This window comes from Streptomyces sp. NTD91 (assembly GCF_059510455.1).
The window spans coordinates 49,243-64,230 of record NZ_JCAJZW010000001.1; the positions used below are offsets into that span (position 1 = coordinate 49,243).

General features: G+C 73.1%; 13 protein-coding genes. 3 read left to right on the forward strand and 10 right to left on the reverse strand.

Features of this window, described 5'->3' with window-relative positions:
- The first annotated feature begins 138 nt into the window (after positions 1–138).
- Positions 139–1,644 carry a peptide MFS transporter gene (locus AC5WRT_RS00215; protein ID WP_496091540.1) on the forward strand — a complete coding sequence of 502 codons (1,506 nt, stop codon included), beginning with the start codon at positions 139–141 and terminating at the stop codon, positions 1,642–1,644.
- A 181-nt stretch (positions 1,645–1,825) separates the two neighbouring features.
- Here AC5WRT_RS00215 and AC5WRT_RS00220 read toward each other — a convergent pair whose 3' ends face one another.
- The 7 genes from AC5WRT_RS00220 to AC5WRT_RS00250 form a co-directional block, all read right to left on the reverse strand.
- Entirely contained in the window at positions 1,826–3,100 is a 1,275-nt protein-coding gene (locus tag AC5WRT_RS00220; RefSeq protein WP_496091541.1) for a hypothetical protein, read from the reverse strand.
- Complete coding sequence (locus tag AC5WRT_RS00225; RefSeq protein WP_496099887.1) at positions 3,097–4,161, reverse strand: hypothetical protein; 1,065 nt, start codon at positions 4,159–4,161, stop codon at positions 3,097–3,099. Before AC5WRT_RS00225 ends, AC5WRT_RS00220 begins: the two co-directional genes overlap by 4 nt.
- 14 nt (positions 4,162–4,175) lie before the next feature.
- Positions 4,176–5,087, reverse strand: a complete 912-nt coding sequence (locus AC5WRT_RS00230) for a COG1470 family protein (protein ID WP_496091542.1) — start codon at positions 5,085–5,087, stop codon at positions 4,176–4,178.
- Positions 5,088–5,140: 53 nt separating this feature from the next.
- Positions 5,141–5,827, reverse strand: a complete 687-nt coding sequence (locus tag AC5WRT_RS00235; protein ID WP_496091543.1) for an LPXTG cell wall anchor domain-containing protein — start codon at positions 5,825–5,827, stop codon at positions 5,141–5,143.
- A gap of 186 nt (positions 5,828–6,013) precedes the next feature.
- A complete protein-coding gene (locus AC5WRT_RS00240; protein ID WP_496091988.1) occupies positions 6,014–6,271 on the reverse strand; it encodes a hypothetical protein in 258 nt (85 codons plus the stop codon).
- Positions 6,272–6,682: 411 nt separating this feature from the next.
- Positions 6,683–7,252 (reverse strand): ATP-binding protein, encoded by a 570-nt coding sequence (locus tag AC5WRT_RS00245; RefSeq protein WP_496099815.1) that lies wholly within the window; start codon positions 7,250–7,252, stop codon positions 6,683–6,685.
- A gap of 502 nt (positions 7,253–7,754) precedes the next feature.
- Positions 7,755–8,132 carry an STAS domain-containing protein gene (locus AC5WRT_RS00250; RefSeq protein ID WP_496091545.1) on the reverse strand — a complete coding sequence of 126 codons (378 nt, stop codon included), beginning with the start codon at positions 8,130–8,132 and terminating at the stop codon, positions 7,755–7,757.
- Positions 8,133–8,378: 246 nt separating this feature from the next.
- Between AC5WRT_RS00250 and AC5WRT_RS00255 the strand changes: the two genes are divergently transcribed.
- Both AC5WRT_RS00255 and AC5WRT_RS00260 read left to right on the forward strand, forming a co-directional pair.
- On the forward strand, positions 8,379–9,275 hold the full coding sequence (locus tag AC5WRT_RS00255) for an RNA polymerase sigma factor SigF (protein ID WP_496091989.1): 897 nt from the start codon (positions 8,379–8,381) through the stop codon (positions 9,273–9,275).
- Positions 9,276–9,583: 308 nt separating this feature from the next.
- Positions 9,584–11,131, forward strand: coding sequence for an RICIN domain-containing protein (locus AC5WRT_RS00260; protein ID WP_496099816.1), 1,548 nt, complete (start codon positions 9,584–9,586; stop codon positions 11,129–11,131).
- 52 nt (positions 11,132–11,183) lie between these two features.
- On the opposite strand, the gene hutI is transcribed toward AC5WRT_RS00260, so the two are convergent.
- The 3 genes from hutI to AC5WRT_RS00275 are packed head-to-tail and all read right to left on the reverse strand — an operon-like array spanning position 11,184 to position 14,916.
- On the reverse strand, positions 11,184–12,359 hold the full coding sequence (hutI, locus tag AC5WRT_RS00265) for an imidazolonepropionase (RefSeq protein WP_496091547.1): 1,176 nt from the start codon (positions 12,357–12,359) through the stop codon (positions 11,184–11,186).
- Positions 12,360–12,379: 20 nt separating this feature from the next.
- Positions 12,380–13,717 (reverse strand): formimidoylglutamate deiminase, encoded by a 1,338-nt coding sequence (locus AC5WRT_RS00270; protein WP_496099817.1) that lies wholly within the window; start codon positions 13,715–13,717, stop codon positions 12,380–12,382.
- Positions 13,714–14,916, reverse strand: a complete 1,203-nt coding sequence (locus tag AC5WRT_RS00275) for an allantoate amidohydrolase (protein WP_496091990.1) — start codon at positions 14,914–14,916, stop codon at positions 13,714–13,716. The genes AC5WRT_RS00270 and AC5WRT_RS00275 overlap by 4 nt, the downstream gene beginning before the upstream one ends.
- Positions 14,917–14,988: the final 72 nt, after the last annotated feature.

A 14,988-nucleotide genomic window follows, 5' to 3' on the forward strand; every position in this document is an offset into this window, starting at 1 on the left:
CTCCCCTCGGGCGTTGGGGGCGGACGGCCGACCCCGCCGGTGCCGGCCGCACCCCCACGGGCGCGCAACTCCCCCAACTCTCGGCTTCGCTCGAGCCGGGGGTCCCCCACCGCGCGCCCCGACCAGCAAGGAACGACCATGGCGTCCAGCCTGACGAAGGACTCGGTCCGCCCGGGCACCCCCGGGTCCGAGAAGACCTTCTTCGGCCACCCCCGCGGCCTGGCCACTCTCTTCATGACCGAGATGTGGGAGAGGTTCTCCTACTACGGCATGAGGGCTCTGCTCCCGCTGTACCTGGTGGCCCCGGGTGGCCTCCACATGAGCGCGGGCACGGCGACCGCGATCTACTCGGTGTACGTGTCGCTCGTGTACCTGCTCGCCCTGCCGGGCGGCTGGGTCGCCGACCGCTTCCTCGGCCCTCGCAAGACGGTCGCCGTCTCGGGCCTGATCATCATGCTCGGCCACCTGTGCCTGGCCCTGCCGGTGTCCGCGAGCTTCTTCGTCGGCCTGGGCCTGGTCGCCATTGGTTCCGGTCTGCTGAAGGCCAACATCTCCACGATGGTCGGCCACCTCTACAAGGGTGCGGAGGACCCGCGCCGCGACGGTGGCTTCACCCTCTTCTACATCGGCATCAACCTGGGTGCCTTCGCCGCGCCGCTGGTCATCGGCACCGTCGGTGAGAACGTCAACTGGCACCTGGGCTTCGCGCTGGCCGCGCTCGGCATGGCGCTGGGTCTGGCCCAGTACCTGCTCGGCGGCCGCCACCTGAGCCCGCAGAGCAGCGAGGTCCCGACCCCGCTCAGCCGCGAGGAGAAGGCCGCGACCCTGCGCAAGGGCCTGATCTGGCTGGCCGTCGCGGCCGTCTTCTACGGTCTGGTGGGCGGCACCGGTCACTTCACCCTGAACTGGGCGCTGATCCCGCTGACGCTCGTCGGCCTGATCGTGCCGATCCTGGTCATCACGCGGATGCTGCGCGACAAGGACCTGGACTCGACCGAGAAGTCGAAGGTGCGGGCCTACGTCTGGTTCTTCGCCGCCGCCGCCGTGTTCTGGATGATCTACGACCAGGGCGGTTCGACCCTGTCGCTGTTCGCGGACAGCTCGGCCAAGAACTCGATCGCCGGCTGGACGTTCCCGGTCTCCTGGTACCAGTCGGTCAACCCGGTCATGATCATGGCGCTGGCGCCGGTCTTCGCCTGGCTGTGGCTGTGGCTGAACCGCCGCGGCAAGGAGCCGAGCACGATCGTGAAGTTCGCCTCCGGCCTGGTGCTGATCGGTGCGTCCTTCTTCCTCTTCCTCGCTCCGCTGTCGATCGCCGAGGGCGGACACAAGGCCGCGGCGCTGTGGCTGGTCGCGATCTACTTCGTGCAGACCGTCGGTGAGCTGACGCTGTCGCCGGTGGGTCTGTCCGTGACCACGAAGATGGCGCCGAAGAAGTACGCCTCGCAGATGATGGGCGTCTGGTTCCTCGCGGTCACCGCGGGCGACTCCATCACCGCGCTGATGTCGAACCCGGCCATCGGCGGCGTCAACCTCGACAAGATGGGTTATGTCGCGCTGGAGGCGGGGCTCGCCGTCCTCGCCGGTGCGGCGGTGTGGATGTACCGCAAGAAGGTCAACGAGCTGATGGGCGACGTCCGCTAGTCGCTCGGACCCGGCCGACGGAGGGCCACCGCACCCTTGGGGGTGTGGTGGCCCTCTTGGTCCGGGGCGGGCGCCGAGCGCCGTGGTGCGATGGTGCATCGGCGGCTTGCGGGAGACCGTCGCTGGTTGCGCCCACGCGGCGGAGCCGCCCATCGACAGGGCCCCGCGCCCCTCGGGTCGGCTACCGTGCCCTTCGTCGGGGCATGAACGTGAAGATCGCGCCGCCGAGCAGGATCGCTGTGCCCGCCACCAGGCCCAGGGCATGCAGAGCGCCATGGTCGTCGGCGCCGGTCTGGGCGAGGCCTCCGGAGCCGCTGCCGCCGGTGCTGCCGCCGCTCGTCGTACCGCCGGAGGTGGAGGTGCCTCCGGACGCGCCGCCCGGCTGCCCGGTGGTGTCCAGGGTGAGCGAGACCTCGGTCCTCGTCGGCGTGCACGTCGTGGTCGTACCGAGCGCCTTGACCGTCAGGACGCCCGGGGACAGCGTGGAGGTGCCGCTCGCGCCCGGCTTGTAGGTGCCGGTGAGATCGGGGATCTCGATCGGGTCGCCGGACTTGATGTCGTGCGCGTTCGTCGGGCCCTCGACGTGCACCGTGCCCTTGTCGGCGCCCCCGAGCACCACTTCCATGGACGGCTTCACGGAGCCCTTCGGGATGTCGGCGGGGCTGTTCATCACCGACTTCTTGAACTGCACGGTGAGCGCGAAGTCCGCGCCGTCCTTCCTGGCGTCGATCTGCACCGGCGAGGTGGCGTTCTTGTCGCCGATCGGGGTCTTGCAGGCGTAGGGGATCTGCACCTCCTTGCCGGTGAAGTCGGTCTGGCCGCCGGTGGCGGTGGGTGTGGCCGACCGGGTGGGGGTGCCCGATCCCGTCGGTGTCGCGGGCGGCGTGGGCGTGCCGCTGGAGGTGCCCCCGCCGCCACTGCCGTCCGTCACCTGGATGGTCGCCGCCTTCTGCACCGTCTCCTTGGGCGTGCACTTGGTGTCCGTCGACATCGCGTTGACGGTGTACGCGTCCGGCGTGAGCGTCACCTCACCGACCGTGGTCAGTTTCAGGCTGCCCTTCATGTCGGACAGCACCATGGCGGCGCCCCTGGGGATCGCCGGGTTCTGCCGCGGCCCCTGCATGGCGATGTCGGCGACCTGCGCACCGGCCGCCTTCAGCACGCCGGACGGCTGCACCGAGTTCGCGGGCAGGTCGATGATGTCGGGGTTCTTGGAGGCGGCCTGGACGAACTTCCACACGACGTCCACGGTGTCGCCGACCCTGGCCGTGGCCGGGGCGGTGATCTCGACCTTCGTGGTGCCGTCGATCGGACTGATGCCCGCCGGGGGCACGCAGTGGGTGGCGTACGACACCTCGGCCGCCTGCGCGGGGCCGGCGGCGACGCCCAGCAGGACGCCCGCACCGCTCAGCGCCAGCGCGGCGCCCGCGGCCGTACCTCTCCTTCGGATGCTCACGTCGGTCCTTTCCTGGTGGGAGTCGTCGGACTCGTCGGGCTGTCGGTGTGCGGTGCGGAGAGCCGGCCGGCCGGGTCGCCGGGGACGGAGTCCGGGGCGAACCACGGCAGGGCCAGGGTCGAGGGGGGCGGTTGCCCGTGGCCGCGGTCGCGCGGCAGCCGGGGCAGGCTCAGGGCGCGGGTGCGACGGGGACCGGCCGGGCGCCGCGGCCGTACCCGGTCCACCACGGCCATGCCGACGCGGAACACTGCGGCCGGGACGACCACGCCGAGCAGCAGCCAGAACAGCGTCACGCCCCAGGGGCGGCCGACGCCCCACGGCTGTTGGGCAAGGACTCTGCCGTCGTACTTCAGGGAGACGGTGTAGTCGCCGTGCGCCCCGGCGGACAGCTCGACCGGCAGGCTGACCTCGGCCTTCCGGCCGGGCGCCAGGGTGCCGTGCCACTGGCGGTCGTCCCACTGGGGGGCGAAGACGCCGTGCGCGGAGCCGACCTGGAAGACGGGGTCCTTGATCGTGCCCGTGCCGGTGTTGCCGACGGTGAAGACCAGGGTGCGGCCGGGCGGAGCCCCGAACCAGGTCAGCAGGCCGCTGGAACCGGTGAGCCGGGTGTCGGAGAGGATCGCCAGCCGGCCCCCGGACGGCTCGGCAGGCAGCGGGGCCACGGGATGCCCGGCCACCCGGAGGACGGCGTCCGCCTGCGCCGTTGCGCCGGTGACGGTGGCCACGTGCACCACGCAGGGGCAGGGCACGGGCGGCTCGGCGACCGGCAGCTTCTTGCTGAAACCGCCGTGGGCGTCGGTGGTCACGGCCCGCCCGTCGCTGTTGGCACAGGAGTTGGTGCCGCCGATGACACCCCGCGCCGGTGTGGCACGCCCGCACACCAGCAGCATGAGCAACGTGCGCGACCGCCAACCGCTCCCGCTGACGGTGACCGAGCCCCCGGCGCCGGCCTGGGAGACGGACAGCCGGACGGCCGGCCCGCCCGCCGCGTACGCCCGTCCGCCGCCGGGCAACAGAACGAGCCACGCGAGCACCGAAGCCACCGCCACCAGCCGCAGCATCCCCGCCTTTCCGCTCACTTCACCGCGCCTTCCGCCAACTCGTGATCGCACCGGGGCACTTCGTCGGCAACGGAAGCCCGCCGGCTCGCGCTCCCCGGACGGCCGTCCGGGGTACGGCCCCGCCACCTGCGTACGGCGACCAGGGCGCCCGCCGCCGTGAGCAGCGCTCCGCCCGCCTCCGTCACCGCCGCCCAGGGGACGAACCGCACCGAGGTGGTCGCCGTGTCATGGGCTCCGCCCGGGGCGGTGACCGTCAGGCGTACGTCGACCGCGTCCAGCGCGGGCCGGCCGGGCCAGGGCTCGGTGAGTTCCAGGCGGGCGCCGGGGCTCAGGCGGACGGGCAGGGTGCGCGGTGCCCGGTCCAGAACCCGGCCGAGGACGCCGTCGGCGCGCACCGCGAGTCTCGGCACGAGGACGGTCGTACCCCGGTTGACCAGCTCGTACGTGATGCGGTCGGCGCGCACGGCGAGATGCTCGACGGTCAGCGCGGCGAGCGCCGGGCCGCCGACGCGCAGCCGGATCGCAACGGTCGCCGTACGCCCCCGCGCGTCCCGTGCGACGACGGCCCCGGAGCGGTCGCCGGGCGCGGCGCCGGCCGGTACGGTCAGCATGAACGGCACCTCGGCCCGGGTACGGGCCGGGACGCGTATCCCGTGCTCCGCCCTGCATGCGAACACGGTCCGCAGACCGGTCCCGGACAGCCGCACGACCACCGCCGTCCCCCCGGGATTGCTGACGGCCACCGTGTCCTGCAGCACCGCCCCGGGCGTCCCCTCGGCGTAGAAGGCCGGCCGGCCGTCGCCCACGGGCGCGACGGACCACCCGCTGGAGGCGGCGGACGTGCTCGGCGCGGCGCCCAGCACGGCGGCCGGCACGGCACAGAGGCACAGGGCGGCACGGAGCAAGGCGCGGGCGGGGGACGGCATGGGCGGCTCCAGCGGTTGGCCTGGGCTGGCGATCACCTGGGCTTCGGCTGTCGTCAGTGGCGGGTCGGGTGGCTGCGGCGGGTGAGCCAGAGGGTGCCGGCCGCGCCCGCGAGGAGGACCGTGCCGCCGAGGGTGCCGAGGGCGATCACGTCGTCGTCCGGCCCTGTCTGCGGGAGCTGCCCGCCCGCAGAGGAGGACGAGGGTGCCGAGGACGAGGACGAGGTGCCGCCGGCCGCCGTCACGTCCAGCGTGAGTCCCGGTCCCGGATGGTTGGTCGGCGTACAGGTCGTCGTGGTACCCAGCGCCTTGATGACGAGCGTGCCCGGGGTGAAGGTGACCTTGCCGGTCCTCCTCGGCGTGTAGGTGCCCGCCAGGTCGCTGATCTTGATGGGCGTGTCGGCGGGGATCGCGGCCGCGTTGGGCGGCCCGCTGACCGGAAGCGTGCCGCTGTCGGCCCCGCCCACCACGACGGTGGCGCTCGGGGTCATCGCGCCCCTGCCCAGCTCGACCGGGCTGGAGGAGACCCCCTTCTGCCAGGACATGGTGATCCGGTAGCCGCCACCGCTCTCGACGCCCCTGATGTCGATGGGCGAGACGGCGCTCTTGACACCGATCGGCGTCTGGCAACGGTAGTTCACGTCGACGACATCGGCGTGGGCGGCCGGCGCCGACAGCAGCACCGCCGAGCCGGCCAGGGCCGCGGCGGACGCGAGCACGGCGGTTCGTTTCGGGTACGACACGGTCGGTCCACCCCAATCCTTCCGGGACAGGCGCTGACGGCCGCGCCCGTACGGCGTTCCTGACGGCACATCAGATTTGGCCGTCAAGGTACGCCGGGCGCCGTGAGGAAGGAAGACGCGTCACACGCCTCAGTTGCGGCGATCCGGCGTGTGTCGCGTGGCCGGAGTGCAGGGTGGGCCCGGCCCTCACGGCCCGCGCAGCCCCTCCGGCAGGCCCCGGCGCCGCAGCACCTCGGGCATGGTCACCGTGCCGTCGGGCCGCTGGTGCTGCTCCAGGAGCGCCGGCACCAGACGGCTGGTGGCCAGGCCCGAGGCGTTCAGGGTGTGGACGTACAGCGCCCGGCCACCGCCCGTCGGCCGGTACCGGATGCCACCGCGCCGGGCCTGGTAGTCGCGGGCGTTCGACACCGAGCTGACCTCGACGTAGGCACCGAGGCTGGGCAGCCAGACCTCGACGTCGTACGTCCTGGCCTGCGCGGCGCCGGTGTCCCCGGCGCCGACCGGGTGACCCGGTGGTGCAGGCCGAGCTCGGCCACCAGCTGTTCGGCAGCGGCCAGCAGTTCGAGCTGGGCGGTGTCCGAGTCGGCGGGCCGGGTGAGCTGGAACAGTTCGTCACCGCGCAGGGACCCGCACCGCCGCAGGAACGCGCACGACCGACACCACCGTCACCGCGCGGACGACCGACGGCTGCCACACGAACGGCCGTCGTCACCGCCGGACCGCGCGCACCCGGGGCCACCGTCACCGGCGCGGACGGCCGGCGTCGACGTCGTGGTGCTGGATCCGGTGGCGGTTCGTGCGGGAACCCGCGAACCGTGTCCGTGCATCCGGCGGACCGACGGGAACCGGGCCGGACTAAGCCGGTGCGCCCAGTTCTGCCCACACCGTCTTTCCCGGCCGGCCGGCGGCGCGGACGACACCCCAGTCCAGGCAGAGCCGCTGGACGATGAACATGCCGTGGCCACCCGGGCGGCCGGCGCGGTGCGGGGTGCGGGGGGCCGGCTGGCCGGCGCCGCGGTCGGAGACCTCCACCCGGATCACCTTGTTGTCGCAGGCCAGGAGGAGTTCGTCGGGGCCCTCGGCGTGCAGGCAGGCGTTGGTGACGAGTTCGGAGACGACGAGCAGCACGTCCTCGGCGGCGGCCCGCTGGTCGGCTCCGGATGCGGGCAACCAGCCCCAGGCGTACAGCGCCTGGCGGGTGAAGTCGCGGGCCAGCGGGACGACACCGCTCTCGCCCCGCAGGCCGATTCTGCGGAGCTGAGGGCCCCGGGTCTCCCGCGCGCCGCCGGCGGACCCGGACGGCGCGGACGGTGCGGCCGCCCCCATGGGCCCGCCTGCCGTCGGCGCACCCTCGTCGGAGCCCCCGGAAGCGCCGCTGGGCTCCGGGCCGCGGTCGCCCGGCGAGCAAGGCCGGGTGGTGCTCATCAGCGCTTCACCTCACCGATTCACCAGTTCACGATGGAAAGTCCGGCACCGGTCAGCGCCGACCGGCCCGTACATCGTCCTCTTCCGTCTGTCCGTCTTCCGTCTGTCCGTCGTCCGCGTGTCCGTCCCGCACCCGCCGTCCGTCCTTCGTGTCGTCCGCCGACGGTCCGTGGTCCCGCTCGCCGTCCCTCCGGCCGACCCGACCGGCCTGGTCCGTCCGCGGTCCCGCTCGCCGTCCGACGCGCCGGTCCTGCCCGTGCTGTGCACCCCGGCCGACCCGGCCGTCCGGTCCACACCGTCCATCGGTCGTCCGCGCGGAGCGTCCCGCCCGCCGGTCCGTCGCACGCGCGTCCCGTCCAGTGGTTTTCGCCGGCTCCCGAGGTCGTCCGGGCCGGCGGTCGTCAGGGGGTCTCCCGCCTTCTCCTGCCCTCTCCTGCCCGACCGATCCGGCACGACACCCCTGTTTTCGGCTCACGGGTGCGGGAGGGCAGGGACGGCGGACTCAGTCGCCGCCTTCGGCCAGGGCCGCCTCCACGGAGTCGTGCACGGTGAAGACCGCCTCGGCCCCGGTGATCTCGAACACGCGGGCGACGACCGGCTGCATCCCGGCCAGATGGACCCCGCCGCCGGCGGCGTCCGCCTTCAACCGGGCTCCCAGCAGGACGTTCAGTCCCGTGGAGTCGCAGAACTCCAGGCGGGTGCAATCCACGACAAGGCGCGAGAAGCCCTTGTCCAGGAGGTCGTCGAGGGGCTCGCGCAAAAGATCGGCGGTGTGGTGATCGAGCTCACCCGCTGGTGTCACAACGGCGCTGGAGCCCTCTTCCCGCACCTCCACCAGAAGCCGGCCCGACTGTGCGCTGCCGACCGTCCCGTGGTCCATGCCGTCTCTCTCCCGAGGTCGTGGACGCTGACTGCTCTCGAACACTACGCCCTCCAAGCGAACTCCGGCACCCGAAGAACTTCACATAAGTGGACATAACCACACAGAACGCACTTGCGATCGGCTTGCTCGACCGGGTAGGCCTAGTAGGGACACCTACCCCTACACGCCGGCTTCGGAGGCGCCGCACACCGCAGTGCAAGCACTGGCTTCGGCAGCCATATGCCGAGAACGATGGAGGACACCATGTCACCCCGGCTCGACGCATCGCATACCCCGATCGCGACGTCGACACCCCCACCGGAACAACTGGATCATCCCATCGATGCCCTCGACCCCTTCGAGGGACTCCCGGAGATCCCCCCGTACGACGAGATCGGCCCGGTGGACGCGCGGGCCCTGTCCAAAACCCTCTTCGAGCGCCTGGAGTCGCTGGAGGAAGGGACGCACGAGCACTCGTACGTCCGCAACACCCTCGTCGAGCTCAACCTCGCACTCGTCAAGTTCGCCGCCTCCCGCTTCCGCTCCCGCAGCGAGCCGATGGAGGACATCGTCCAGGTCGGCACCATCGGCCTGATCAAGGCGATCGACCGCTTCGAACTCGCCCGCGGCGTGGAGTTCCCGACGTTCGCGATGCCGACCATCATCGGCGAGATCAAGCGGTTCTTCCGCGACACCTCCTGGTCCGTGCGGGTCCCGCGCCGGCTGCAGGAGCTGCGCCTGGACCTGGCCAAGGCCGGGGACGAGCTGGCCCAGCGGCTGGACCGGGCCCCGACCGTCCCGGAGCTGGCCGAGAAACTCGGCATCTCCAACGAGGAGGTCGTCGAGGGCATGGCCGCCTCGAACGCCTACACGGCCTCCTCGCTGGACGCACAGCCCGAGGAGGACGAGACCGAGGGCGCGCTGGCGGACCGCATCGGGTACGAGGACCACGGCCTCGAGGGCATCGAGTACGTGGAGTCGCTCAAGCCGCTCATCGCCGAACTCCCGCCCCGGGACCGGAAGATCCTCTCCCTGCGGTTCGTGGCGAACATGACCCAGTCCGAGATCGGCGAGGAACTCGGCATCTCCCAGATGCACGTCTCCCGCCTGCTGTCGCGCACGCTGGTACGGCTGCGCAAGGGTCTGACGATCGAGGAGTGACCTCCGCGTCCTCCGCGCTCCCGTCGCGGTGACGACGCCGCAGCGGCCCGGCCGACCGTGCCGGACCGCTGCGGCGTCGCCACGCCCACCTCTCCGAGTGGTGCGGGTATCCGTGAATCCGCCCGCCATTCCCGGTTGTTGCACATGATTCCGGCCAACCGGGCCCGTGATACCAACCGTTATCCGGTTACCCGGGGAAACGTCTTTTCCCGGCAGTCCGCCTCCACCACTATGGCCCCCCAAACCGGCTGGTGTGCCGGACCGGGACCGCAACGGCGCGGCCCCCGGTGGTGCGAGGAGGCTGGACGATGGCTCAGGGGGACGGAGCCGACACGGGTACGCAGGACGCGGCCGCGGAGCATCAGGACGCGCCGGACGCCCGGCTGACCGAACTGCTGCGCTCCTCCATGGCCACGGCGTACCCGGCCCTGCTGGAGCTGCGCCGCCGGCATCTTCCCGCGGTCCTCGCCTATGCCCGGCTGTGTGCGGCGAGCGAGTCCGCCGCCCGCCGGCTGGCGGCCGAGACCGTCACCGGGGCGGCCCGCGAGACGGCACGGGGCGTCGACCCTGCCGTCCCGCTGCGCCACCGGCTCCTGCTGCTGACCTCCAGGGTGGCGGCGAGCTGGGCACGCGACGAGCGCTCCGCCGGACTCGACCCCGGACTGCTGCTCGTGCTGAACAGCTCCGGACTGCCCGGGGGCCCCACCCCGCCGCTCCTCACGGCCTTCCGCTCGCTGCCCTCCCGCGCCCAGGGTCTGCTCTGGTACGGCGTGCTGGAGCAGGAGCCGGAGCGCCGGACCGCCTCCTTCCTCGGCCTGAGCCGCACCGACGTGTCCTTCGGCACCCCGCAGGCCCTCAAGGCCATGGCGCAGGCCTGCCTCCGGGAGCGCCTCGCCGCCTCCGACGACGCGCGCTGCGCCGACTTCCGCCGGCTGATCGAGGAGGCGGTACGGCCGGACGGCCCGCGCCGAAGTGCCGACCTGGACGCGCACATGGCCCGCTGTCCGCACTGCACCGCCGCGTTCGAGGATCTGCGGGCCCTGCGCGACGCGCCCCGTCAGGCCCTGGCGGAGGGCCTGCTGCCGTGGCGCGGAACGGCGTACATCCGCGCCGGGGAACCACGGCCCGCCCCTGAACCCCCGGCGGTACGGCAGGCCTGGCCGCCCCGGCGCCGGGTCCTGCTGGCCTCGACGGCCTTGGGCGTGGCCGTGACACCGCTCCTGGTGTTCGTGCTCATCCCGGCGCACTCCGACGACCGGCAGCCGACAGCGGCGCCCCCCTCACCCCCCTCGGTGACGGTGACGGCGACGATCTCCGTCACTCCCTCCCTCACCGGGCCGGCGGTCGAATCCCCGTCTCCGGCCTCCACTTCACCGTCCCCGACCACGCGGACGTCGCGGCCCACCCAGAAGCCCACGCGGTCGCCGTCGCCGTCGCCGTCCTTCAGCCCGCCCGGCTCTTCCTTCACCCAGGTGGTGAACCTCGTCACGGGCCGCTGCCTGGACATCCGCGACGGCGATCTGGAAAGGGGCAACGACGTGGTCACGGCACCCTGCGACGGCTCCTCGACGCAGCGCTGGCGGGTGGACACCGGTCTGGGCGTGCTCCGCTCCGCGGCCGACGACGGCTTCTGCCTGGACAGCCGGGGTGCGACCGACCGGGGCGTGGGCATCTGGCCCTGCGACTCGGTCTACGGCGACAACGGCGAGAACCTCCGTTTCACCGTCGACCCCGACGGCACGATCCGCCCGGACATCGACACCGGGACGGCGGTGACGCCGGACGGCAGGTACGGGGTGTCCCTGCAGCCCCTGGAGGACGGCGGGGACCAGCGGTGGCGGGCGGGGGCGCGGTGAGCCGATGCTCCGGGCGCGCCGAGGCCCGTTGCCCGTCGGCGGTCCGCCTCGCTCAGACCACCCGCACGCCCCGCCGCCACACCCCGCTGACCAGGGGCACACCCGGACGGTAGGCGAGGTGGACGTGGCTGGGGGCGTCCAGGAGGGTCAGGTCGGCGTACGCGCCCGGGGTGAGGCGTCCGATGTCGGTGCGGCGCAGGGCCGCGGCGCCGCCCGCCGTGGCCGACCAGACCGCCTCGTCCGGGGTCATCCGCATGTCGCGGACGGCCAGGGCGATGCAGAACGGGACGGACGAGGTGAAGGACGAGCCGGGGTTGCAGTCGGTGGAGAGGGCGACCGTGACCCCCGCGTCCAGCAGTCGGCGCGCGTCCGGCCATTCGGCGCGGGTGGAGAACTCCGCGCCGGGCAGGAGCGTGGCCACCGTACGGCTGTTGGCCAAGGCGTCGACGTCCGCGTCCGTGAGGTGGGTGCAGTGGTCGGCGCTGGCCGCGTCCAGTTCGACGGCGAGCCGGACGCCGGGGCCGTAGGAGAGCTGGTTGGCGTGGATGCGGGGGTGCAGGCCCTTCGCCTTGCCGGCGGTGAGGATCGCGCGGGCCTGGTCGCCGTCGAAGGCGCCCTTCTCGCAGAACACGTCGATCCAGCGGGCGTGCGGCGCGCAGGCCTCCAGCATCTCGCCGGTGACCAGGGCGACATACGCGGCCGGGTCGTCGGCGTAGTCGGGGGGGACGATGTGCGCGCCGAGGTAGGTGACCTCGGCGGTGTGCCGTCCGGCGATGCGCAGGGCGCGGGACTCGTCCTCGACGGTCAGGCCGTAGCCCGACTTCGTCTCGAAGGTGGTGGTGCCCTGGCGCAGGGCCTCGGCCAGGTAGTGGGTCAGGTTCGCCTCCAGCTCCGCGTCGGTCGCGGCTCGGGTGGCCGCGACCGTGGTGCGGATGCCGCCGGCGGTGTAGGAGCGGCCGGACATGCGAGCGTTGAACTCCTGCGTGCGGTCACCGGCGAAGACCAGGTGCGAGTGGGAGTCCACGAAGCCCGGCAGCACCGCCCTCCCGCCCGCGTCGACCCGATTGTCAGTGACGGGTGCTTTGCTGGATTCACCGGTCCACGCGACGCGGTCGCCGTCGATGACGACGGCCGCGTCCTGGATCAGACCGAGGGGGGAGTTCTCGCCGAGGGAGGGGTCGTTGGTGACCAGCGTGGCGATGTTGGTGATGACGGTGCTGCTGCTCATGGTGTCCTCGTGGGTGGTCGTCAGGAGCGGAGGGCTTCGACGGCCCGCGCCAGTGCCTGCGGCACGTCGGGCACGAGGGTGTGCGCCCCGTCGCGTACGACGTGCCGCCCGCCCACGACCGTGTGCCGTACGTCCGCTGCCGTCGCGGCGAAGACGGCGGTCTCCGCGCCCAGTCGCGGCACCGGTCCTGCCGTTCTGACCGAGTCGAGTGCGATGGTCGTGAGGTCGGCGAGCGCGCCGGTCTCGATGGCGCCCGCCTCCTGCCAGCCGAGCGCGGCGTGGCCGTCGGCGGTGGCCGCCCGGAGCAGGGCGGCGGCCGTCCAGTGGCCCCGGGTGCGGGTGCGCAGCCGCTCGTTCAGCTCCATCGCGCGAGCCTCCTCGAGCAGGTCGATGACGGCGTGGCTGTCGGAGCCGAGGGACAGCGGGGAGCCGGCCCGCTGCAGGGCCACGGCGGGGCCGATGCCGTCGGCCAGGTCCCGCTCGGTGGTCGGGCACATGCAGGTGCCGGTGCGCGAGCCGCCGAGCAGGGCGATGTCCTCGTCGGTGAGGTGGGTGCTGTGCACCCCGGTGGTGCGCGGGCCGAGGACACCGTGGTCGGCGAGGAGCCGGGTGGGGGTGCGGCCGTGCGCGGCGAGACAGGCGTCGTTCTCGGCGGTCTGCTCCGAAAGGTGCACGTGCAGCGGGGCCCGCCGCTCCTCGGCCCACCCCGCGACGGTTGCCAGCTGCCCGGCGGGCACGGCCCGTACGGAGTGGATCGCCGCCCCGATCCGTGCGTGATCCCGTTCCTTGAGAACTGCACAGCGTTCGGCCCAGGCCTCCGCGCTGCCGTCGGAGAACCGCAGCTGGTGGGTGTTCGGGGCCTCTCCGAAGCCGGAGGACAGGTAACAGGTGTCGAGGAGGGTGATCCGGATGCCGGCCTCGGCGGCGGCCGCGACCAGCGCCTCCCCCATGGCGTTGGGGTCGGCGTAAGGGGTGCCGCCGGGCGCGTGGTGGACGTAGTGGAACTCGCCGACGCAGGTGATGCCGGCGAGGGCCATCTCGGCGTACGCCGCGCGCGCCAGGGCGTGGTAGCTGTCCGGGGTGAGCCGGTCGGCGACGGAGTACATCACCTCGCGCCAGGTCCAGAAGGTCCCGGAGCCGACCTGGACGGTGCCGCGCAGCGCCCGGTGGAAGGCGTGGCTGTGGGCGTTGGCGAGCCCCGGCAGGGTGAGCCCGCGCAGCACCTCAGCGCCGGGCGGCGGGGTGGGCGTCCCGGTGCGCACGGCGCCGATCCGGCCGCCCTCCGCCTCGACGACGACCCCCGGCTCGACGTGCGTGCCGAGCCAGGCGTGCTCCAACCAGTAGGTCCGCTTGGTCACCTGCAGGCCAGCCCTTCCAGTACGTCGGCGAGCGCGCGCACCCCGGCCACGCAGTCGTCCTCGGCGGCGAACTCGGCCGGGGAGTGCGAGACACCGGTGGGGTTGCGCACGAACAGCATGGCGGTCGGAATGCTGCCGGAGAGGATTCCGGCGTCGTGTCCGGCACCGGTGCCGAGGACGGGCACCGTCAGGCCGGTGTCCCTGCCCAGGATGCGGCCGAGTTCGTCGCGCAGGGCGTGGTCGAACTCGACGACCGGGGTGAAGGACTCCCGGACCACGTCCAGGTCGACGCCGTGGGCGTCGGCGTGCTCCCGCGCCGCCTTCTCGATGCCCCCGACCACCGTGTCCAGGGTGTCCTGGTCGGCGGCGCGGGAGTCGAGCCAGCCTCTCACCAGCGAGGGGATCGCGTTGACCCCGTTGGGTTCCACCGCGATCTTCCCGAAGGTGGCGACGGCACCGGCGAGTTCGGCCTCGCGGCGGGCGGCGAGCACGGTCTCGGCGTAGGACAGCATCGGATCGCGGCGGTCCACCAGCCGGGTGGTGCCGGCGTGGTTGGCCTCGCCCCGGAAGTCGAACCGCCAGCGGCCGTGCGGCCAGATGGCACTGGCGATGCCGACCGGGTCCCCGGACAGGTCCAGGGCACGTCCCTGCTCGACGTGCAGTTCGACGAACGCGCCGATCCGGGCCAGCCGCTCCGGGTCGGCCCCGATGCCCTCGGGGTCGTACCCGGCGGCCTCCATGGCCTGCGGCAGCGTGACCCCGTCCCCGTCGGTGAGCCGGTGTGCCTGCTCGACCGTCAGCTGCCCGGCGGTGAGCCGCGACCCGACGCAGGCGAGCCCGAACCGGGCCCCCTCCTCGTCCCCGAAGTTGACGATGGCCAGGGGCTTGGTGAACCGCGCTCCCCTCCCGCGCAGTTCGTCCAGGGCGGCGAACGAGGACACGACCCCGAGGGGCCCGTCGAAGGCCCCTCCGTCCGGCACGGAGTCCAGATGCGACCCGGCGACCACGGCATCCCCGGCCGCCGGGTCCCCGAGCCAGGCCCACTGGTTCCCGTTCCGGTCGGCCTCGTACGCCAGCCCCCGCGCCTCGGCCTGCTCCTTGAACCAGGCCCGGCATTCCGTGTCCGCCCCGGTCCAGGCGTAACGCCGGTAACCGCCGGAGTCGGGGTGCCGCCCGATGGGGAGCAGCTCTCGCCACATCGCGTGGAAGGAGCCGCCGCCCCCAGGCTGGGAGCCGTCGGTCCGTCCAGGTCCCGGCTTCGCTCGACCGGG